Origin of the sequence: Moritella sp. 24, assembly GCF_018219155.1 — a bacterium.
In the GTDB taxonomy this organism is placed as follows: Bacteria; Pseudomonadota; Gammaproteobacteria; order Enterobacterales; family Moritellaceae; genus Moritella.
In genome coordinates this window covers 3289760-3304224 of record NZ_CP056123.1, presented here as the reverse complement: position 1 = coordinate 3304224, position 14465 = coordinate 3289760, and the positions used below count along the sequence as shown (strand labels likewise).

Annotated in this window: 11 protein-coding genes; 6 read left to right on the top strand and 5 right to left on the bottom strand. The window is 41.4% G+C overall.

What is annotated here, in order from left to right; translation table 11 throughout:
• Position 1 precedes the first annotated feature (1 nt).
• The 5 genes from tssJ to HWV00_RS14665 are packed head-to-tail and all read left to right on the top strand — an operon-like array spanning position 2 to position 7066.
• Entirely contained in the window at positions 2-463 is a 462-nt protein-coding gene (tssJ, locus tag HWV00_RS14685) for a type VI secretion system lipoprotein TssJ (protein ID WP_211682448.1), read from the top strand.
• A gap of 2 nt (positions 464-465) precedes the next feature.
• The gene (tssK, locus tag HWV00_RS14680) at positions 466-1788 is read left to right on the top strand and encodes a type VI secretion system baseplate subunit TssK (protein WP_211682446.1); all 1323 of its coding nucleotides are present in this window, start codon (positions 466-468) and stop codon (positions 1786-1788) included.
• Positions 1789-1796: 8 nt separating this feature from the next.
• Entirely contained in the window at positions 1797-2945 is a 1149-nt protein-coding gene (gene icmH / locus HWV00_RS14675; protein WP_211682444.1) for a type IVB secretion system protein IcmH/DotU, read from the top strand.
• On the top strand, positions 2942-6400 hold the full coding sequence (tssM, locus tag HWV00_RS14670) for a type VI secretion system membrane subunit TssM (RefSeq protein ID WP_255554587.1): 3459 nt from the start codon (positions 2942-2944) through the stop codon (positions 6398-6400). Before icmH ends, tssM begins: the two co-directional genes overlap by 4 nt.
• Before the next feature lie 12 nt (positions 6401-6412).
• Positions 6413-7066: an RIO1 family regulatory kinase/ATPase gene (locus HWV00_RS14665; RefSeq protein ID WP_211682442.1), complete on the top strand. Its 654-nt coding sequence runs from the start codon at positions 6413-6415 to the stop codon at positions 7064-7066.
• A gap of 8 nt (positions 7067-7074) precedes the next feature.
• Here the strand turns inward: HWV00_RS14665 and HWV00_RS14660 are convergent, their stop codons facing one another.
• The 4 genes from HWV00_RS14660 to HWV00_RS14645 form a co-directional block, all read right to left on the bottom strand.
• Positions 7075-7371, bottom strand: a complete 297-nt coding sequence (locus HWV00_RS14660) for a PAAR domain-containing protein (RefSeq protein WP_211682440.1) — start codon at positions 7369-7371, stop codon at positions 7075-7077.
• Position 7372: 1 nt separating this feature from the next.
• Complete coding sequence (locus tag HWV00_RS14655; protein WP_211682438.1) at positions 7373-7942, bottom strand: Twin-arginine translocation pathway signal; 570 nt, start codon at positions 7940-7942, stop codon at positions 7373-7375.
• Positions 7942-9948 (bottom strand): type VI secretion system Vgr family protein, encoded by a 2007-nt coding sequence (locus tag HWV00_RS14650; protein WP_211682436.1) that lies wholly within the window; start codon positions 9946-9948, stop codon positions 7942-7944. Before HWV00_RS14650 ends, HWV00_RS14655 begins: the two co-directional genes overlap by 1 nt.
• 263 nt (positions 9949-10211) lie before the next feature.
• The gene (locus tag HWV00_RS14645; protein ID WP_211686596.1) at positions 10212-10946 is read right to left on the bottom strand and encodes a glutathione peroxidase; all 735 of its coding nucleotides are present in this window, start codon (positions 10944-10946) and stop codon (positions 10212-10214) included.
• Positions 10947-11325: 379 nt separating this feature from the next.
• On the opposite strand from HWV00_RS14645, the gene HWV00_RS14640 reads away from it, so the two are divergent.
• Complete coding sequence (locus tag HWV00_RS14640; RefSeq protein ID WP_211682434.1) at positions 11326-12219, top strand: LysR family transcriptional regulator; 894 nt, start codon at positions 11326-11328, stop codon at positions 12217-12219.
• A 72-nt stretch (positions 12220-12291) separates the two neighbouring features.
• On the opposite strand, the gene glmS is transcribed toward HWV00_RS14640, so the two are convergent.
• A complete protein-coding gene (gene glmS / locus HWV00_RS14635) occupies positions 12292-14124 on the bottom strand; it encodes a glutamine--fructose-6-phosphate transaminase (isomerizing) (protein WP_211682432.1) in 1833 nt (610 codons plus the stop codon).
• Positions 14125-14465: the final 341 nt, after the last annotated feature.

Sequence of the window (14465 nt, the reverse complement as noted above, 5' to 3'; positions counted from 1 at the left end):
TATGCAACGAGTGCTTGTTTTTTTTATCTGTACTTTGTTTTTGAATGCTTGCAGCTGGCGAGAGATACAGCCATTGCAAGTGGTCGTTAATATTGAGGCTGAAAACAACATCAACCCTAATATTAATGGCTTGGCGTCACCCCTTGAAATTCGAATCTATCAACTGGCAGACAGTGATGCGTTTACGCAGGCGAACTTTATTGATTTGTATAGTGACGATCAAGGCGTATTAAAGGCGGGCTTATTATCGAAACGTCAGCTCGACAGTATCTTACCGAGCGAGACACACAAGGTCGCGCTGCCACAAAGCAGCGAAATTAAATATGTTGGTGTGGTGGCTGCTTTTTCTAATTATAGAGAAGCCAAGAGTACCGCAATTTTGAGTGTGCAATCTGGATTTCCGATTGTTGTAAACATCAGTATTGACGGCGTAAACATTACCGTGACAGGCGAAGAGGATTAATAATGGATAAGAAAAAAGTAGTTTGGTCTGAAGGGATGTTTTTAAGCCCGCAACACTTTCAGCAGCAAGAGCGTTATCTTGAAGAGTTCACCAAACAATATTGTAGCCTGATGAATCCTATGCGCCACGGCTTGGCTGAGTTAGAACTTGATTATTCATTAGTTAGTATTGGCAAGGTTGGGATCAAGCGTGCGAAAGGTATTTTTCCTGATGGCACGCCTTTTGATATTCGTAATGGATTAGCGCTTGATGTTCCTGCAGGCGCGATTGATAAATTAGTGTATTTAGCGATGCCAATTTATCGTTCTGGTGTGATGAATGTGGGTGATAAAGGTGATCAACACCGCCGTTACCACCGTACTGATTACGATGTATTTGATACGACTCGAGACAATGCCGATGCGTTGCAATTAGAGCTAGCAGACTTGAATATCGTACTCAAGCTTGAAGGCGACGAGTTACAAGATTATACCCAAATCCCGATTGCACATATTACGGAACATAAGTCTGATGGTGGTATTGAGCTAAATCGTGCGTTTATCCCTATGTCACTTTACTTTACGGTGTCTGAATATTTAAAAGATAACGTGAACGATCTGTATGCACAGATGAAATACCGTGCAAACACTATCTCACAGCGTCTACAGGTTGACTCTGTTAACAAAAGCTACCAAGCCTTAATCCGTGATTATTTATGGTTACAGGCGTTGGGGCGTTGGTTACCGACGATTAAATATTGGCTTGATAGTGGCACAACATCACCGCAAGAAATTTATCAAACATGTATGTCGATGGCAGGTGAAATGCAGGGGTTAGATACTCAGATGCCGAAGGAATATGACAGCTGGAACAATGGCCACTTATATCACCTATTTTCGACTTTGTTTGCTGATATGCGTGTGCTGCTACGTGAAGTTCAACTTGATAGTGTGACGACATTAGTTTGGGATAAGAGCTTATTTGATAAACGTCGTTTACTACGAACGCTAGTTCAGGATTCCAGTCTTTATAATGCGGGACGTTTTATTTTGGTTGTCTCGTCACCGTTAGGCGCAGTGCAGTTAAGCAAACAATTTCCGCTCGCGGTTAAATTGGCTGGGAACAGCATGGTTGCTGATCTTGTGCGTAACGCCTTATCTGGAGTGCCAGTACGCGCATTGCCTATTGCACCATCTGAACTGAAATCACGTACTGATGTGGCTTATTTCGAGTTAGATACGCAATCTGACTTGTGGCAACAACTGGTGAAGAAAGACGAACCAATTGCATTACATGTCGATAATCGCATTGGCGATGTTGATATTGAATTGTACGTAATTCGTTAGGGGGCGCGATGACATCATTATTTAATGAACAACCGACAATTTCCATTCGTCGTACTAATAGTCCGCGTAAAGCCAAGAAAGTCAGTAATGAAGTGCAACTTGATTTAAAAGGCTCGGAAAAGTTAATCGCTCAATTAGCGAATTATAACAACCCCCTCTTAAAAGAATGCAGTGAATTGCTGGGTATTTTGGCCTGTGTAGACAGACAAACTTCCCCTTTAGACATCAATGCCTTTCGTCAACAATTGTTGGATGGCATTGCTGACTTTAAACGTAAAGGGCTGTTTTTAGATTATCATCCGAGTGTGATTGAAAAGGTCTGCTTTATATTATGTGCGGCGTTTGATGAATTGATTTTGTATACCTCGTGGGGCGAAGTGGCTCGTTGGGAAAATCACTCACTACTCAGTAAGGTATTTAGTCAACGTGATGGTGGTGAGGTCTTTTTCCAACTGCTTGAACAAGCAAGTCGTCAACCTGCAAAGCTGGTGGACTTTTTAGAGCTGCAATACGTATTAATTATGCTCGGTTTTTTAGGTAAGTATCGTCATGATAATCGACAAAAAATGAATGAACTGCAGTCTGAACTTTACAGCACGATCCGACACTACCGCAGTGAATCCATACTCGAACCCCCGACACCTATTGTGATGCCGGAAGCGACCACTCCTTGGCGGTTTATTAGTGCGGCTAAATTATCTTGGATTGGCGTACTACTGATTATCAGTACGTATTGTTTTTCTGAATTTTGGTATGACCAACGCAGTCAATCAACTTTAATCGCATTTAGCTCACTGAATATGGCTGGTTTTATTAATAGCACCAATAACAATGATTTGATTTATACCAGCACACTCGAAGACTTAGGTATTGAAGCTGAAGAACCTGAGGATGTAAAACCGACTGCGTTTATCGATACGATCTCATGGAATATCGTGATTGCGAATTTTGCGACAAAAGCCAGCGCAACACGGTTAGAAAAAGACATCGAGGCCATTGGTTATAAAGTGGAGCTAAACGAAGTACCAACTGGTGTGGAATTACTGATCCCGAATAATAGTGACTTAGCAAAAGCGAAACTGTTGAAAAATGAAATAAATGCGCGCTTTGGATTAAATGCAGTAATACGCCGCAGTAATAAGGTTGATGATAAATGATGAAAAAAATAACATTAAAAATAGCGTGCTTGCTTATCGCGTTAGCGTTATTGATTTGTACCGGATTGAGCTGGGTATATCTCCCGGCCTCAGATGAAGGTGATGAATTATTAAAACTTGTGGTTGCTATTGTTGGTGGATGTTTGATTGTGGTTGCTCTCATCATTGCGGTTTGGCAGCACTTTCGAGAAGAAAAGTCAGCAGTGCATGAGCAAGTTATCTTATTTAAACAAGATGTGAAAATAATTAACTCATTGTTTAAATCAGCGGTTAAAAAGCTAAAAGGGCACAAGGGCAGTAAGCTACGTAGCTTATATGAGTTGCCTTGGTATGTTGTTATTGGCGGTGAAAATGACGCTAAAAGTAGCTTACTGCATCAAAATAATCTAGAACCAGTGAACTATCGAGATCGTGATAAAAGTGAAACATCACAATATATGCGATTTTGGAGTAATGAAAACATGGTGGTGATTGAAGTTGGCCATCGTTTATTTGACCGTGACGGCATTGATGATGCGTTGTGGCGTGTGTTTGCACAGCAATTAATGAAATACCGACCTCGCCAAGCCATTAATGGTGTACTGGCGGCGATTAGCTGTGAGCGATTGTTAACAGGAGATAAAAAAGAACGTTTATCCCTTAGCTCAAATTTACAAGATGCTATTTTAACTCTCGGTGAACATTGTGGGCTCCCATTGCCTGTTTATACATTATTCACGAAGGCAGATTCGATTACCGACTTTGTTGAATTTTTCTCGAGTAACTCAGGCTGCGATATCGACCGACCTTTGGGGATAACATTCCCAAACACTGATGATCACCGATTTGAAACCAGTATGTTTGAACTGGAATGTCAGCAATTACTCGATGTGTTAGCTCAGCAGCAATTTCAATCATTACGAGAAACACGTCAAGAAGATGCGCACTCTGTTGTTGCACTGCCATATCAATTACGTCTTTTCTTTGAGCAAGTCAGCGAGTTCTTAGAAGGGATTAGTCGTGAAAATCGGGTTCGAGACATTGTGTGGTTAAGGGGCATGTATTTATGCTCGACACAGCAAAATGGCAACAGTCATGACTTACTTACTCAACTTGTTGCGAGTAACAGTGCCTTTAATGCAAATTCGACACGAGTACAGTCATCTGGCCGTAAGCAGTTATTTTCAACTGCCGTATTACAGCAGAGTGTCTTACCTGAATCGAGCCTTGTTGGTGTCAATCAACTGCGCCATTATAGCTATCTTGTTTCACGAACGTCGATGATGCTTGGCTTTATCGGGGTGATTGTCGTGCTTGGTTTATTGCTACGCGATAACTGGAATAAAGATGAAGATTACCGCAACCATGCTGTCACTCAATTAACCCTGTATCAGCATAATATGGAACGATTACGCAATACTAATGTTGGTTTTGAAGACATTATTCCGGTATTAAATGAATTACGTTTGGTTGTTGAAGAAGGGCGTAAACCAACGCCTTTGTATCAACGTATCAGTATTAATCAGCCTAAAACGACGGCGCAGATCTACTCGAGCTATGAAGATCAATTACAGATGTTCTTGCTACCTCAATTGGCTGAAGTACTCAGCAGCGAACTGTACGTGTACGTTAACCTAGGTAATTCGAGTAAGATATTTGAAGTGTTGCGTTATTATCAAATGCTATTTGATAAGCAACGTCTCGACACGACTGAGTTATTGGCTTATTTGGTTGAAACACTCAACGAGCAAGGCGATATCTCATTAGATAATATTGAAACCTTAACCTTGTTAATGGAAGATTTATTTAATAGTGATTATGAGCAAGTACTTGTTCAGAGTGATGATTTAATTTCGGTTGCAAAGCAAAATTTAGAGGGCTTATCACCAGAACGTTTGATCTACACTCGCATCAAGTCATTACCTGAATACCGTAATCGCGTTGATACACGTCGCCAATTAGGGGATAAGTTTGATGTGTTATTTCAATTCAAAACGGGGTTTAACGGTTATTTATTACCTGAGTTATTTACGCGTCAGGGGCAGGCTAATATCGATTTGAGTGCGAAATCAAGTTTGCTTAAAAAACAATTGAATGAATTTAAAAGCATTCAAGGAGATATGTCGGGCGGATCTATTTCTGAGCTTGCGGAGTTGAGCAAGAAGGTCCAGCGTTTGTATTATGCCGATTATGTATATCAGTGGAAAGAGCTGATTAACAACATCGAAGTGAAGCAATTTGATTCGATTGATGACCTTGCTTATGCGGTTAAGACAGCGCGTTCACCTGCGAATAGTCCGATTATTGATGTGCTTGATGCGCTTGTTGTGAATACCACGCTTGCGAAACAAGCAGAAGATGCACCTGATGCGAAGGTTGTCGGTCAATTAGGTTTGAAAAAAGCGGCCTCGGTATTGAAGAAAGTTGAAAGAGTTAATCGTCTTGCGGGCGATAAGCTATTACGTTTACAACCTTCATATGTTGTTAATGAGGCGTTTAATCCTTATTCAACATTCATGGTGAGCAAAGGTAAAACGACACCTGTAGATGAATTGATGGCTGAGTTAGATCAATTAAATGCGTATTTTGATACAGCGTTATCAAGTGGTGATCCAAGTCGAGCGCTATATCAGTATGCACAAGCACATGCGACAGGTAGCCAAGATGTACTGGTTAATTTCCGTCGACAATCAAGTCGCTCGCCAAATCAAGTGGCAAGTTGGATCAAATCTTTGTATGCGCAGTCATGGAAGCGTGTGATCAACGGCAGTGCTGATCACGTTAATCAGCAATGGAAAGAGCAAGTTCATGGGTTTTATCGTCAGGCGGTTGAAGGACGTTTTCCGTTCTTGTTAACAGGACGTGGCGAAGTTGCTATTGATGATTTTGCATTGATGTTCAAGCCTGAAGGTCGTATCGATAAGTTCGTGAGTGAAGTGCTTCATCCCTTCACGTATTGGGATAATGGTACGTTAAAGCTGGCTGAATTTGATGGCGAAAAACTGCCCATTAATACGAAGAGTTTACAGCAGCTTAAGCAAGCAAAAACGATTAGAGAGTTGTTCTTTGGTGCTTCGGGACAAGAACTGGCAATGACGTTGAAGTTAAAAGCGAGTTCGATGAGTACCTCTGTCACGCAATTTAACATCATGGAAACGGAAAATATATTTTCATATCGCCATGGTCCTCGATTATGGCAAAGCATTGCATGGCCATCGATTGGTGAAGATGATTACATGTCGGTTAATTTCTTCAGTGGTGAGAATCGTGTTGCCAGTAAATCATATTCAGGACAATGGGCACTGTTTAGAGCTTTGTTTGATGGACGTACAAGTGCAACGGGTGACCGACGCATTAAGAAGTTAACCTACAAACTTAATAATGAAGATATCGTCTTGCAATACAGCCTAAAGGGCAGTAATCAAATCTTTGATAAGTATTTGTTTACTCGCTTTAGCTTACCTGTGCGTTTATAAAGGATGGTGGACGTGATAAACGGTCGACTGGCTTCTCGTTTCACAGTGATCAAGTTACTGTCGTCGACGACATGGTTAGTTCGAGATAACCAATTTGCTTCAGTATCAGATTATAGGGTGCTGAAGCAGGCTGAACCCCTCGCTATAGAGCGAGAGTGGCGCTGTTTATCACATTGCCATTCATATTATATTCGCCCTGCTTTAGCGTATTTTGAGGCGGAACATTTATTATTACTGCCATTTATTGAGGGAGAGTCATTACTCTCCTTCACTGTGCATCAAATAAGTGAATTTTTGCCACTGATACCACAAATAGTGCGGGCGATTATGGCGATGCATGCGCAAGGTTGGGTGCATGGCGATATTAAACCATCGAATGTTATTTATAATGCTGATAAGGGTGAAATATCGTTAATTGATTGTGGCTCTGCACTACCGTTAGGTGCGACATTATCGAATTTGTCATCGTGGCAGGTGACGCCCGGATTTTGCTCTGTAGATCGTTATGAACAGTCGCACATCGTTATGCCAGAGGATGATTGGTATGCTTTTTATCAGTGGTTATTACAGTTGTATAATTCGGATTTGAGCGTACAGGAACAGCGGTTATTAACACGCTGGCTTAATTGGCTGACAAAAATGAAAGATAAGCCTAATATCGATTAGGCTTAAAATTATCCACCAATTAACACGGTTGGCATCCCCATGATAATGGTGCCTCCGTGTGCTGTTGTATCGCCCATTCTTGCCGCGGGTTTACTGTTAACTAAGACGGTTGCGCTGCCTTTTACTACACTGTCTGGAGGTCCCACGCACATACATATTTGCCCTACGGTTGCAGCGGGTAAATTACCAATTAATACTGTTGTCGGTAGGGGAAGCAGCGGCCCGCCAACATGTGGGATTGGTACTAGTGCCGGGGTTTGCATTGGACATACATGCATGTCGGTCGCGCGTGCTGCTGGTAACATATTATTCTCCTAACTTACCATTGCCACCTTGGGCAATATGTAATCCAAGTTTAAAATAGTGTTCATATCGCTCTGTGGCATGTTCGCCATCGGGTAGGGCCGCGATTAAGTTAACTGCGCCTGCGACGGCTTGTGAATATAAGTATTCAGGCGGTTGAACGATAGGTTCATTCGGTGCTGTCATGCTACCACCACTCCAGAATGCTGCCTGAGCAACCCAACCAGCTCCGGTTTGTAAGTCTGCTTTTTTTGCCATGTCTTCGGCAAATCGACGTGCAGTTTCATCGGGTTCATGCACCCATGCCTTAGCCGAGCGGATCGCATTCGCTTCATCTTCGTTCCAGTCATTACGTTGACTTGCACAGCAACATGCCCACCAAATTGCTTCTCTGACTGGTAATGCGTGCGCAAGGAATAAAGCGGTATCAGCAAAGAGTTCAGCAGCAATCGCCACCTCGATGACTGCTGCGGGTGTCTGATGCTGCTCTGCGAGTGCTGTTATCTCATCACTTGCTTCATACAAAGATAAAATATCTTGTGCATGTTGATGTGGGATCTTTAAATAATGCATTAGTTTACCTTCGCTATTGCGCCTTGTATTTGAACCATGGCACCTGCTTTTACCTGTGTCATTGCACTGCCATTAATACCGACAAGTGCGCCTTTGATGTCTGTTTTCGCCTTGCTTTCGACAGTGACGATAGTTGCTTTGAGGGTGGCGCTACCTTGTCCGTCGATGGCTATTTGTGGTCCTGCTATTTTTACGCCGCTAGGGCTGATTTCGATACTACTGCCACCGACTGAGAGCTTTATTTTTGTCTTGCCTTTTAGCTCAATCGTTTGGCCATCAATTTTGATTGCAGAAGTTGCACTGATATTGGCTTTCTTACCTGCATCGAGGCTGATGTTTGCATCAGATGAGATACTGGTGTCTTTTGCCGATTTAGTTGATAAGGCATCTTTACTTTCAAGACTTGTAGCTTCTTTACTGCTGATGTTTATTGTTTTCTTGACGGTTAATAACGATGTGCCAGTGACGGTTTGTTTGCTGTTTTGTTTTACATTGATGGTCAGATCTTTTTCGGCTTGTAAAAAGATCTCTTCTTTGTCTTTTTTGTCTTCGAATCTGAGTTCATTGGCTGTACTGGCATTGCCTTTTGGTGTACTTCTGGTTTTGATGCCTGATTGTGTCGCAGCGCTGTAGGGCGGTTTATTTTTCCCTGTGTAGATAGACCCACAAACAACAGGGCGGTCAGGGTCGCCATCAATAAAGTTAATTAATACTTCGTCACCAACGCGTGGGATAAATTGCACACCAAACCCGTTACTGGCTGTCGCTTGAGAAACAGGTACCCAGCATGAGCTTTTTTCGTCTTTTTTTCCCTGTAGATCCCAATGGAACTGGACTTTAATTCGTCCTTGTTTATCTTGATTTGTTTCTTCACCACTTGGCCCAGTGACTTCTGCACTTTGCACACTGTGGATCTGGGGTTTTGGTAAGAAGGCTGGACGCCATAAAATAGAAGCAGGCATACATTTAAATGTATTGTTGTATTCGGTTTTATGACCGCTTTCTGTTGCCGAGAAGTGATGTTCTGCTTGCGTCACTACGTATTCTTGATTGTGTTCACTTTCACTGTGGTCAGTTAATGTAAAGCGTAATCCAGCTCCTAATGCAGGGATGGATGATTGTGCCGTGATCTTGACTTTTTGTGTGTCGATGCTTTCCATCTGGCGCTTGGCAGAATCTCTGATGGTATTTTTATCGGGATGACCTTGACCAAAAAAGTATTGTGTTAGCGCGTTGTTTTTAACGCTATTGCTCGTGGTTCTATTGCCACTCGATAGACATTCGGCGAGTTCGGCATTGTGATCGCCAAGTGATAACTTGCTGACGCCAAGAATGTTACGCGCATGCCAATGTGTGATGGCGTGTGTTTTATCTTTAGCGCCTGTAATAAACGGAATTTTGCTGTTATCTAGATTTGCAAAGTCTTGGTTGTTATCACCGATGATAATGCACGGCTGACTGCCGTTATGATCACTGTGATAATGCCAACCTTCGCTTGCCATCATTCGTCTTAGGAAGCCGTAATCATTTTCGTTAAATTGGATACAATAGGTGTGTTTACTGCCTGCATTACGCATTGATAGTTTGAAATAGCTTTTTAAACCGGAGTCAGACAAGACTTTTTCAATGATCTGCTTGCTGGTCATGTCTTGGAAAGTACGACTCGAAACGCGATAGTTAAATACGGATAATGGATCTATCGCTTCGATACGGTAGGTATAAAGTTCTTTTGCAGGATCAAAACTGAGACTTTCTATCGATGAGACTAAAGCATGAAAACGACGTGCTTCTTTTCTGTTGCCTTCGAGCCCAGGTGAGTAACTAAAGTCAATTGCTTTGCCTAATAAGGATTCTGATATTTTGTCTTTGGATATTAAAGTCGCGGCATAATCGGAGCGTGAAAATATCTGCTCTGAAACGGTTAAGTCGGAGACAATATAAGGGCCCTTACCGTCTAACTTAGCCAGTATCGGCCTGTGTTTTTGAGTATATGCTGAAGCTGTCATAATGAACCCTCGTTACTATTTTTTACCATGCGATGGCTACTATTTGTTATATCAATTCACCCTAAATCCTAACATAAGAAAAAGTAATGCTGGATTGCTTTTATGTAAGCGTTTGTGAGCGTTGTAGCTTGCGAGGAAGGGCGGAATACTGTGTATTGTAGAGACGAAAAAAAGGAAGCATTTCTGCTTCCTTTTATGACGAATGATGGCATGTGAGTATGGCTATTCGTGGTAATATTTTTCGACGATATTAAATCGACTGATTAAGCGAAATATGCGTCTAGCTCTTCGCTACCACCGATGTGTTTACCACCGATGAAGATTTGTGGCACTGTGCTACGACCTGTTACTGCACGTAGACTTACCGTTGTTGCGTCTTTACCTAGTACGACTTCTTCGTAATTTAAACCTTGGTCGATTAAGGCTTGTTTTGCTTTTGTGCAGAATGGGCAACCAGGTTTTGTGAATACAGTTACTGATTCTTGTACTTTGTATTCTGGTGCTACGTAACCTAACATTGTATCTGCATCAGAAACTTTGAACGGGTCGCCTGGTTCGTCAGCTTCGATGAACATTTTTACTACCACACCGTTTTTAACCAGCATGCTGTAACGCCATGAGCGCTTGCCAAAACCGATGTCAGATTTGTCTACTAACATGCCCATACCTTCAGAGAATTCACCATTACCGTCTGGAATGAAAGTGATGTTGTCTGCTTCTTGACTATCTTTCCATGCGTTCATTACAAACGTATCGTTTACTGATACACATAGGATGTCATCAACACCGTGTGCTGAGAATACGCTAGCAAGTTCGTTGTAACGTGGTAAGTGACTTGATGAACATGTTGGTGTGAATGCACCCGGTAGGCTGAATACAACCACTGTTTTGTTTGCAAAAAGTTCTTCTGTTGTGCGATTAACCCATGCATCACCTTGGCGAGTTGGGAATGTCACTTGTGGAACTGCTTGGCCTTCTTTCGATTCGAATGTTGTCATCATATATTCCTTAATGTAGCTATTAATTAAGCTAACTTATGTTTGTTATAAAGTGGTTTGATATAAATTTTCTATCATTTATTTTTATAAAAGTATTCGGTTAAGACGTTGTCTCTGTTTCGTCTTGATGTAGCTATTATGCAAAAAAACCATAAATAGGGCTAATCGATTGAATCTTTATATTTGATAGGTAATAGCTATTGTAAAATCTATCAATAATCAAATTTTGATTGGTTTTAACTATGGTCTGAACCATGCACTGGTTACTCACTGAGTTATGTGCAGAACTTTAAGCACCCAGACTATATAGCGGTGTTCATTATGATGTTTGATAATATAATGGATAACATCCTATTTAACACCATCCCAAGGTTGCTATATGCTTAATTTAATCCGTATATTTATCAAAGTTGTAGAGCTTGGCAGCTTTTCTAAAACTGCGGGGGTACTTAATATGGCGCCTTCTTCTGTGGCGCGTAATATTGATAATCTTGAAAGCGAAGTTGGGGCTACTTTATTTAAGCGCAGTACTCGGCAGTTATTATTAACGGAAGATGGTCAGCAGTTTTGTGAACGTGCAACAAGGTTGTTAGCTGACGCGGATGATTTGTTATCGTCGATGCATCAAATAAATCTAGAACCAGAAGGGTTACTGAAGATCTCGGCATTTGAGAGTTTTGGTCGTCAATGTATCTCCCCTTTATTACCGGAATTTTTGGCGCGCTACCCTAAGGTGAAAATTGAGATTGAGTTAGACAATCAAGTTATCGATTTGAATGGTGAAAATGTGGATCTAGGCATTCGTATTGGCCGTCCAAGTGATTCTAATTTACATGCGCGTATGTTATTTACCAATCATACTATTTTGTGTGCATCTCCCGAGTACCTTGCTAAGTTTGATCAGCCTAAAACACCGATGGATTTAAATGAACATAACTGCCTGACATTAACTAATAGCCGTCAGCGCTGTTGTTGGTACTTCAAAAAAAATAAACAAATAACCAAGGTCGCAGTACAAGGTAATTTAAGCTCTAAAGGCGGTAGTCCGTTATTAGAAGCTGCACTACATGGTGGTGGTATGTTGTTAATGTCAAAATGGATGACTGCGGATTATATTAAAGCGGGTAAGCTGGTGGCTTGTCTACCACAGTGGGAAGCATCTGCATATGAAGGGGCCAGTGCAGAGGTATATGCTGTTTACCATGGCAGTAAATTTCAGCGACCTGTATTAAGAGCATTTATTGATTTTTTGGTGGAAAAAGTAGGTGATTGAATACTACAAAGTATGAAGGGTAAAAGCCCCGATAAATATCGAGGCTTTTGTTTTTGTGCTTTTAGCCTGTGATTACTCTACAGTAACAGCCTTAGCAAGGTTACGTGGTTGATCCACGTCTGTCCCTTTAATCAGTGCTACATGGTATGAAAGCAACTGCATAGGTAGTGTGTAGAAGATAGGGGCTGTAATTTCACTTACATGCGGCATTGTGATGATCTTCATGCCTTCTGATTCAACAAACCCTGCATTAGCGTCAGCGAATACATAAAGTAGACCGCCACGTGCACGAACTTCTTCAATATTTGATTTTAGCTTTTCTAGTAGCTCGTTCGTTGGCGCGATAACAACAACAGGCATGTCAGCATCAATAAGTGCTAAAGGACCGTGTTTCAATTCACCCGCAGCATATGCTTCTGCGTGAATATATGAAATCTCTTTAAGCTTAAGCGCAGCTTCCATTGCGATAGGGTAGAACTCGCCACGGCCTAAGAATAACGTGTGTTGTTTGTCAGCAAAATCTTCTGCTAATGCTTCAATGTCTTTATCAAATGACAGTGATGTTTCTATTTGTTTAGGCAGAGCATGTAGCGCAGCTACAATTTCAGCTTCTTTTTCAATGCTAATAACGTTTTTCTGTTTACCTAATGCTGTGACTAACATTAACAATGCAGAAAGTTGAGTCGTGAATGCTTTTGTCGATGCAACACCGATTTCAGTTCCCGCACGAGTCATGAAAGCAAAGTCTGATTCACGTACTAATGAAGAGCCTGCTACGTTACAAATTGTCATTGCAGACATGTAACCTTTTTCTTTAGCAAGGCGCAGCGCTGCTAATGTATCAGCCGTTTCACCTGATTGTGATAACGTGATAAGTAGGCTATTAGGGCGAGTCACGAATTTACGGTAGCGGAATTCAGAAGCAATTTCGACATCGCAACTTACGCCAGCAAGTGATTCAAACCAATAACGTGCAGTCATGCCCGCATTGTATGATGTGCCACAGGCGATAATTTGGATGTGTTCAACGTTTGCTAAGATCTCAGCCGCATTAACACCAATGCTTTCTGTAATAACACTGTGAGCTGAAAGACGACCTTCCATTGTGTTTGTTAGTGCTTTAGGTTGCTCAAAAATCTCTTTTTGCATGAAGTGACGGAATTCACCTTTATCTGCTGCGTCGTGTTCTGCATTAGATTCAGTTACTTCACGTGTTACTGGCTCACCATTTGCGTCAAATACAGATACATCACGGCGAGTGATTTCTGCTACATCACCTTCTTCAAGGAACATGAAGCGGCGTGTTACGTTAAGTAATGCAAGTTGGTCAGATGCTAAGAAGTTTTCACCCACACCTAAACCGATTACAATTGGACTACCAGAACGTGCAACAATTAATTTACCAGGTTCAAGACGGTTAAGAACAACAGTGCCGTAAGCGCCATCTAACTGTGCCGCAGTTTTTTGTACTGCATCAAGTAGGCTATCTGTAGAACGTAGTTCCCATTCAACAAGATGCGCAATAACTTCAGTATCTGTTTGAGATTGGAAAACATAACCACGTTGTTGTAGTAGGATACGCAGTGCTTCGTGGTTTTCAATGATGCCGTTATGTACAACCGCAATATCACCCGATACGTGTGGATGTGCATTCGCTTGTGAAGGTTCACCGTGTGTTGCCCAACGTGTATGTGCAATACCAGTGCCACCAATCGGTTGCTCTGCATCAACTGCACTTGCAAGCTCTTTCACTTTACCTAGGCTACGAATACGTTGTAGGTTGTTATCTTGATCTACAATCGCAACACCAGCTGAATCATAACCGCGGTATTCTAAACGACGTAAACCTTCAACTAAAATTTCACTGATATCTCTTTGCGCTACTGCACCAACAATGCCACACATGGTCTTCTCCTAAATTTATAAACTTTTAAACAAGTAATAACCACGTGATAGCGCTCTGCTTATCTGTCCGTGATGACGTTCGTCCTTATAAACTTGTTTTAATGATGTTAGAGCGAAACTTTTATCATTAAAGTATTCAACCGTAACCAAAATTTGATGGATTAGTTACGTTTCATTTAAATATAGTGCCTAACAGTAATTTATCTACTTTCATTTACGGATTAGGTCGCTATATTGAGCAATGAATACTGATTAAGTTTCGAAGTTGCGTAATTTTAGTTTCGTTTGTTTCGTTTGTCCATATAAATTATCACCAATGAATGATTTAAAACAAACTAATG

Bases quoted from the DNA above. Each gene is read 5' to 3' on its own strand.
- tssM (WP_255554587.1), top strand. From the start codon at position 2,942: ATGATGAAAAAAATAACATTAAAAATAGCGTGCTTGCTTATCGCGTTA.
- icmH (WP_211682444.1), top strand. From the start codon at position 1,797: ATGACATCATTATTTAATGAACAACCGACAATTTCCATTCGTCGTACT.
- tssK (WP_211682446.1), top strand. From the start codon at position 466: ATGGATAAGAAAAAAGTAGTTTGGTCTGAAGGGATGTTTTTAAGCCCG.
- HWV00_RS14640 (WP_211682434.1), top strand. From the start codon at position 11,326: ATGCTTAATTTAATCCGTATATTTATCAAAGTTGTAGAGCTTGGCAGC.
- HWV00_RS14655 (WP_211682438.1), bottom strand. From the start codon at position 7,942: ATGCATTATTTAAAGATCCCACATCAACATGCACAAGATATTTTATCT.
- tssJ (WP_211682448.1), top strand. From the start codon at position 2: ATGCAACGAGTGCTTGTTTTTTTTATCTGTACTTTGTTTTTGAATGCT.
- HWV00_RS14650 (WP_211682436.1), bottom strand. From the start codon at position 9,948: ATGACAGCTTCAGCATATACTCAAAAACACAGGCCGATACTGGCTAAG.
- HWV00_RS14660 (WP_211682440.1), bottom strand. From the start codon at position 7,371: ATGTTACCAGCAGCACGCGCGACCGACATGCATGTATGTCCAATGCAA.
- glmS (WP_211682432.1), bottom strand. From the start codon at position 14,124: ATGTGTGGCATTGTTGGTGCAGTAGCGCAAAGAGATATCAGTGAAATT.
- HWV00_RS14645 (WP_211686596.1), bottom strand. From the start codon at position 10,946: ATGACAACATTCGAATCGAAAGAAGGCCAAGCAGTTCCACAAGTGACA.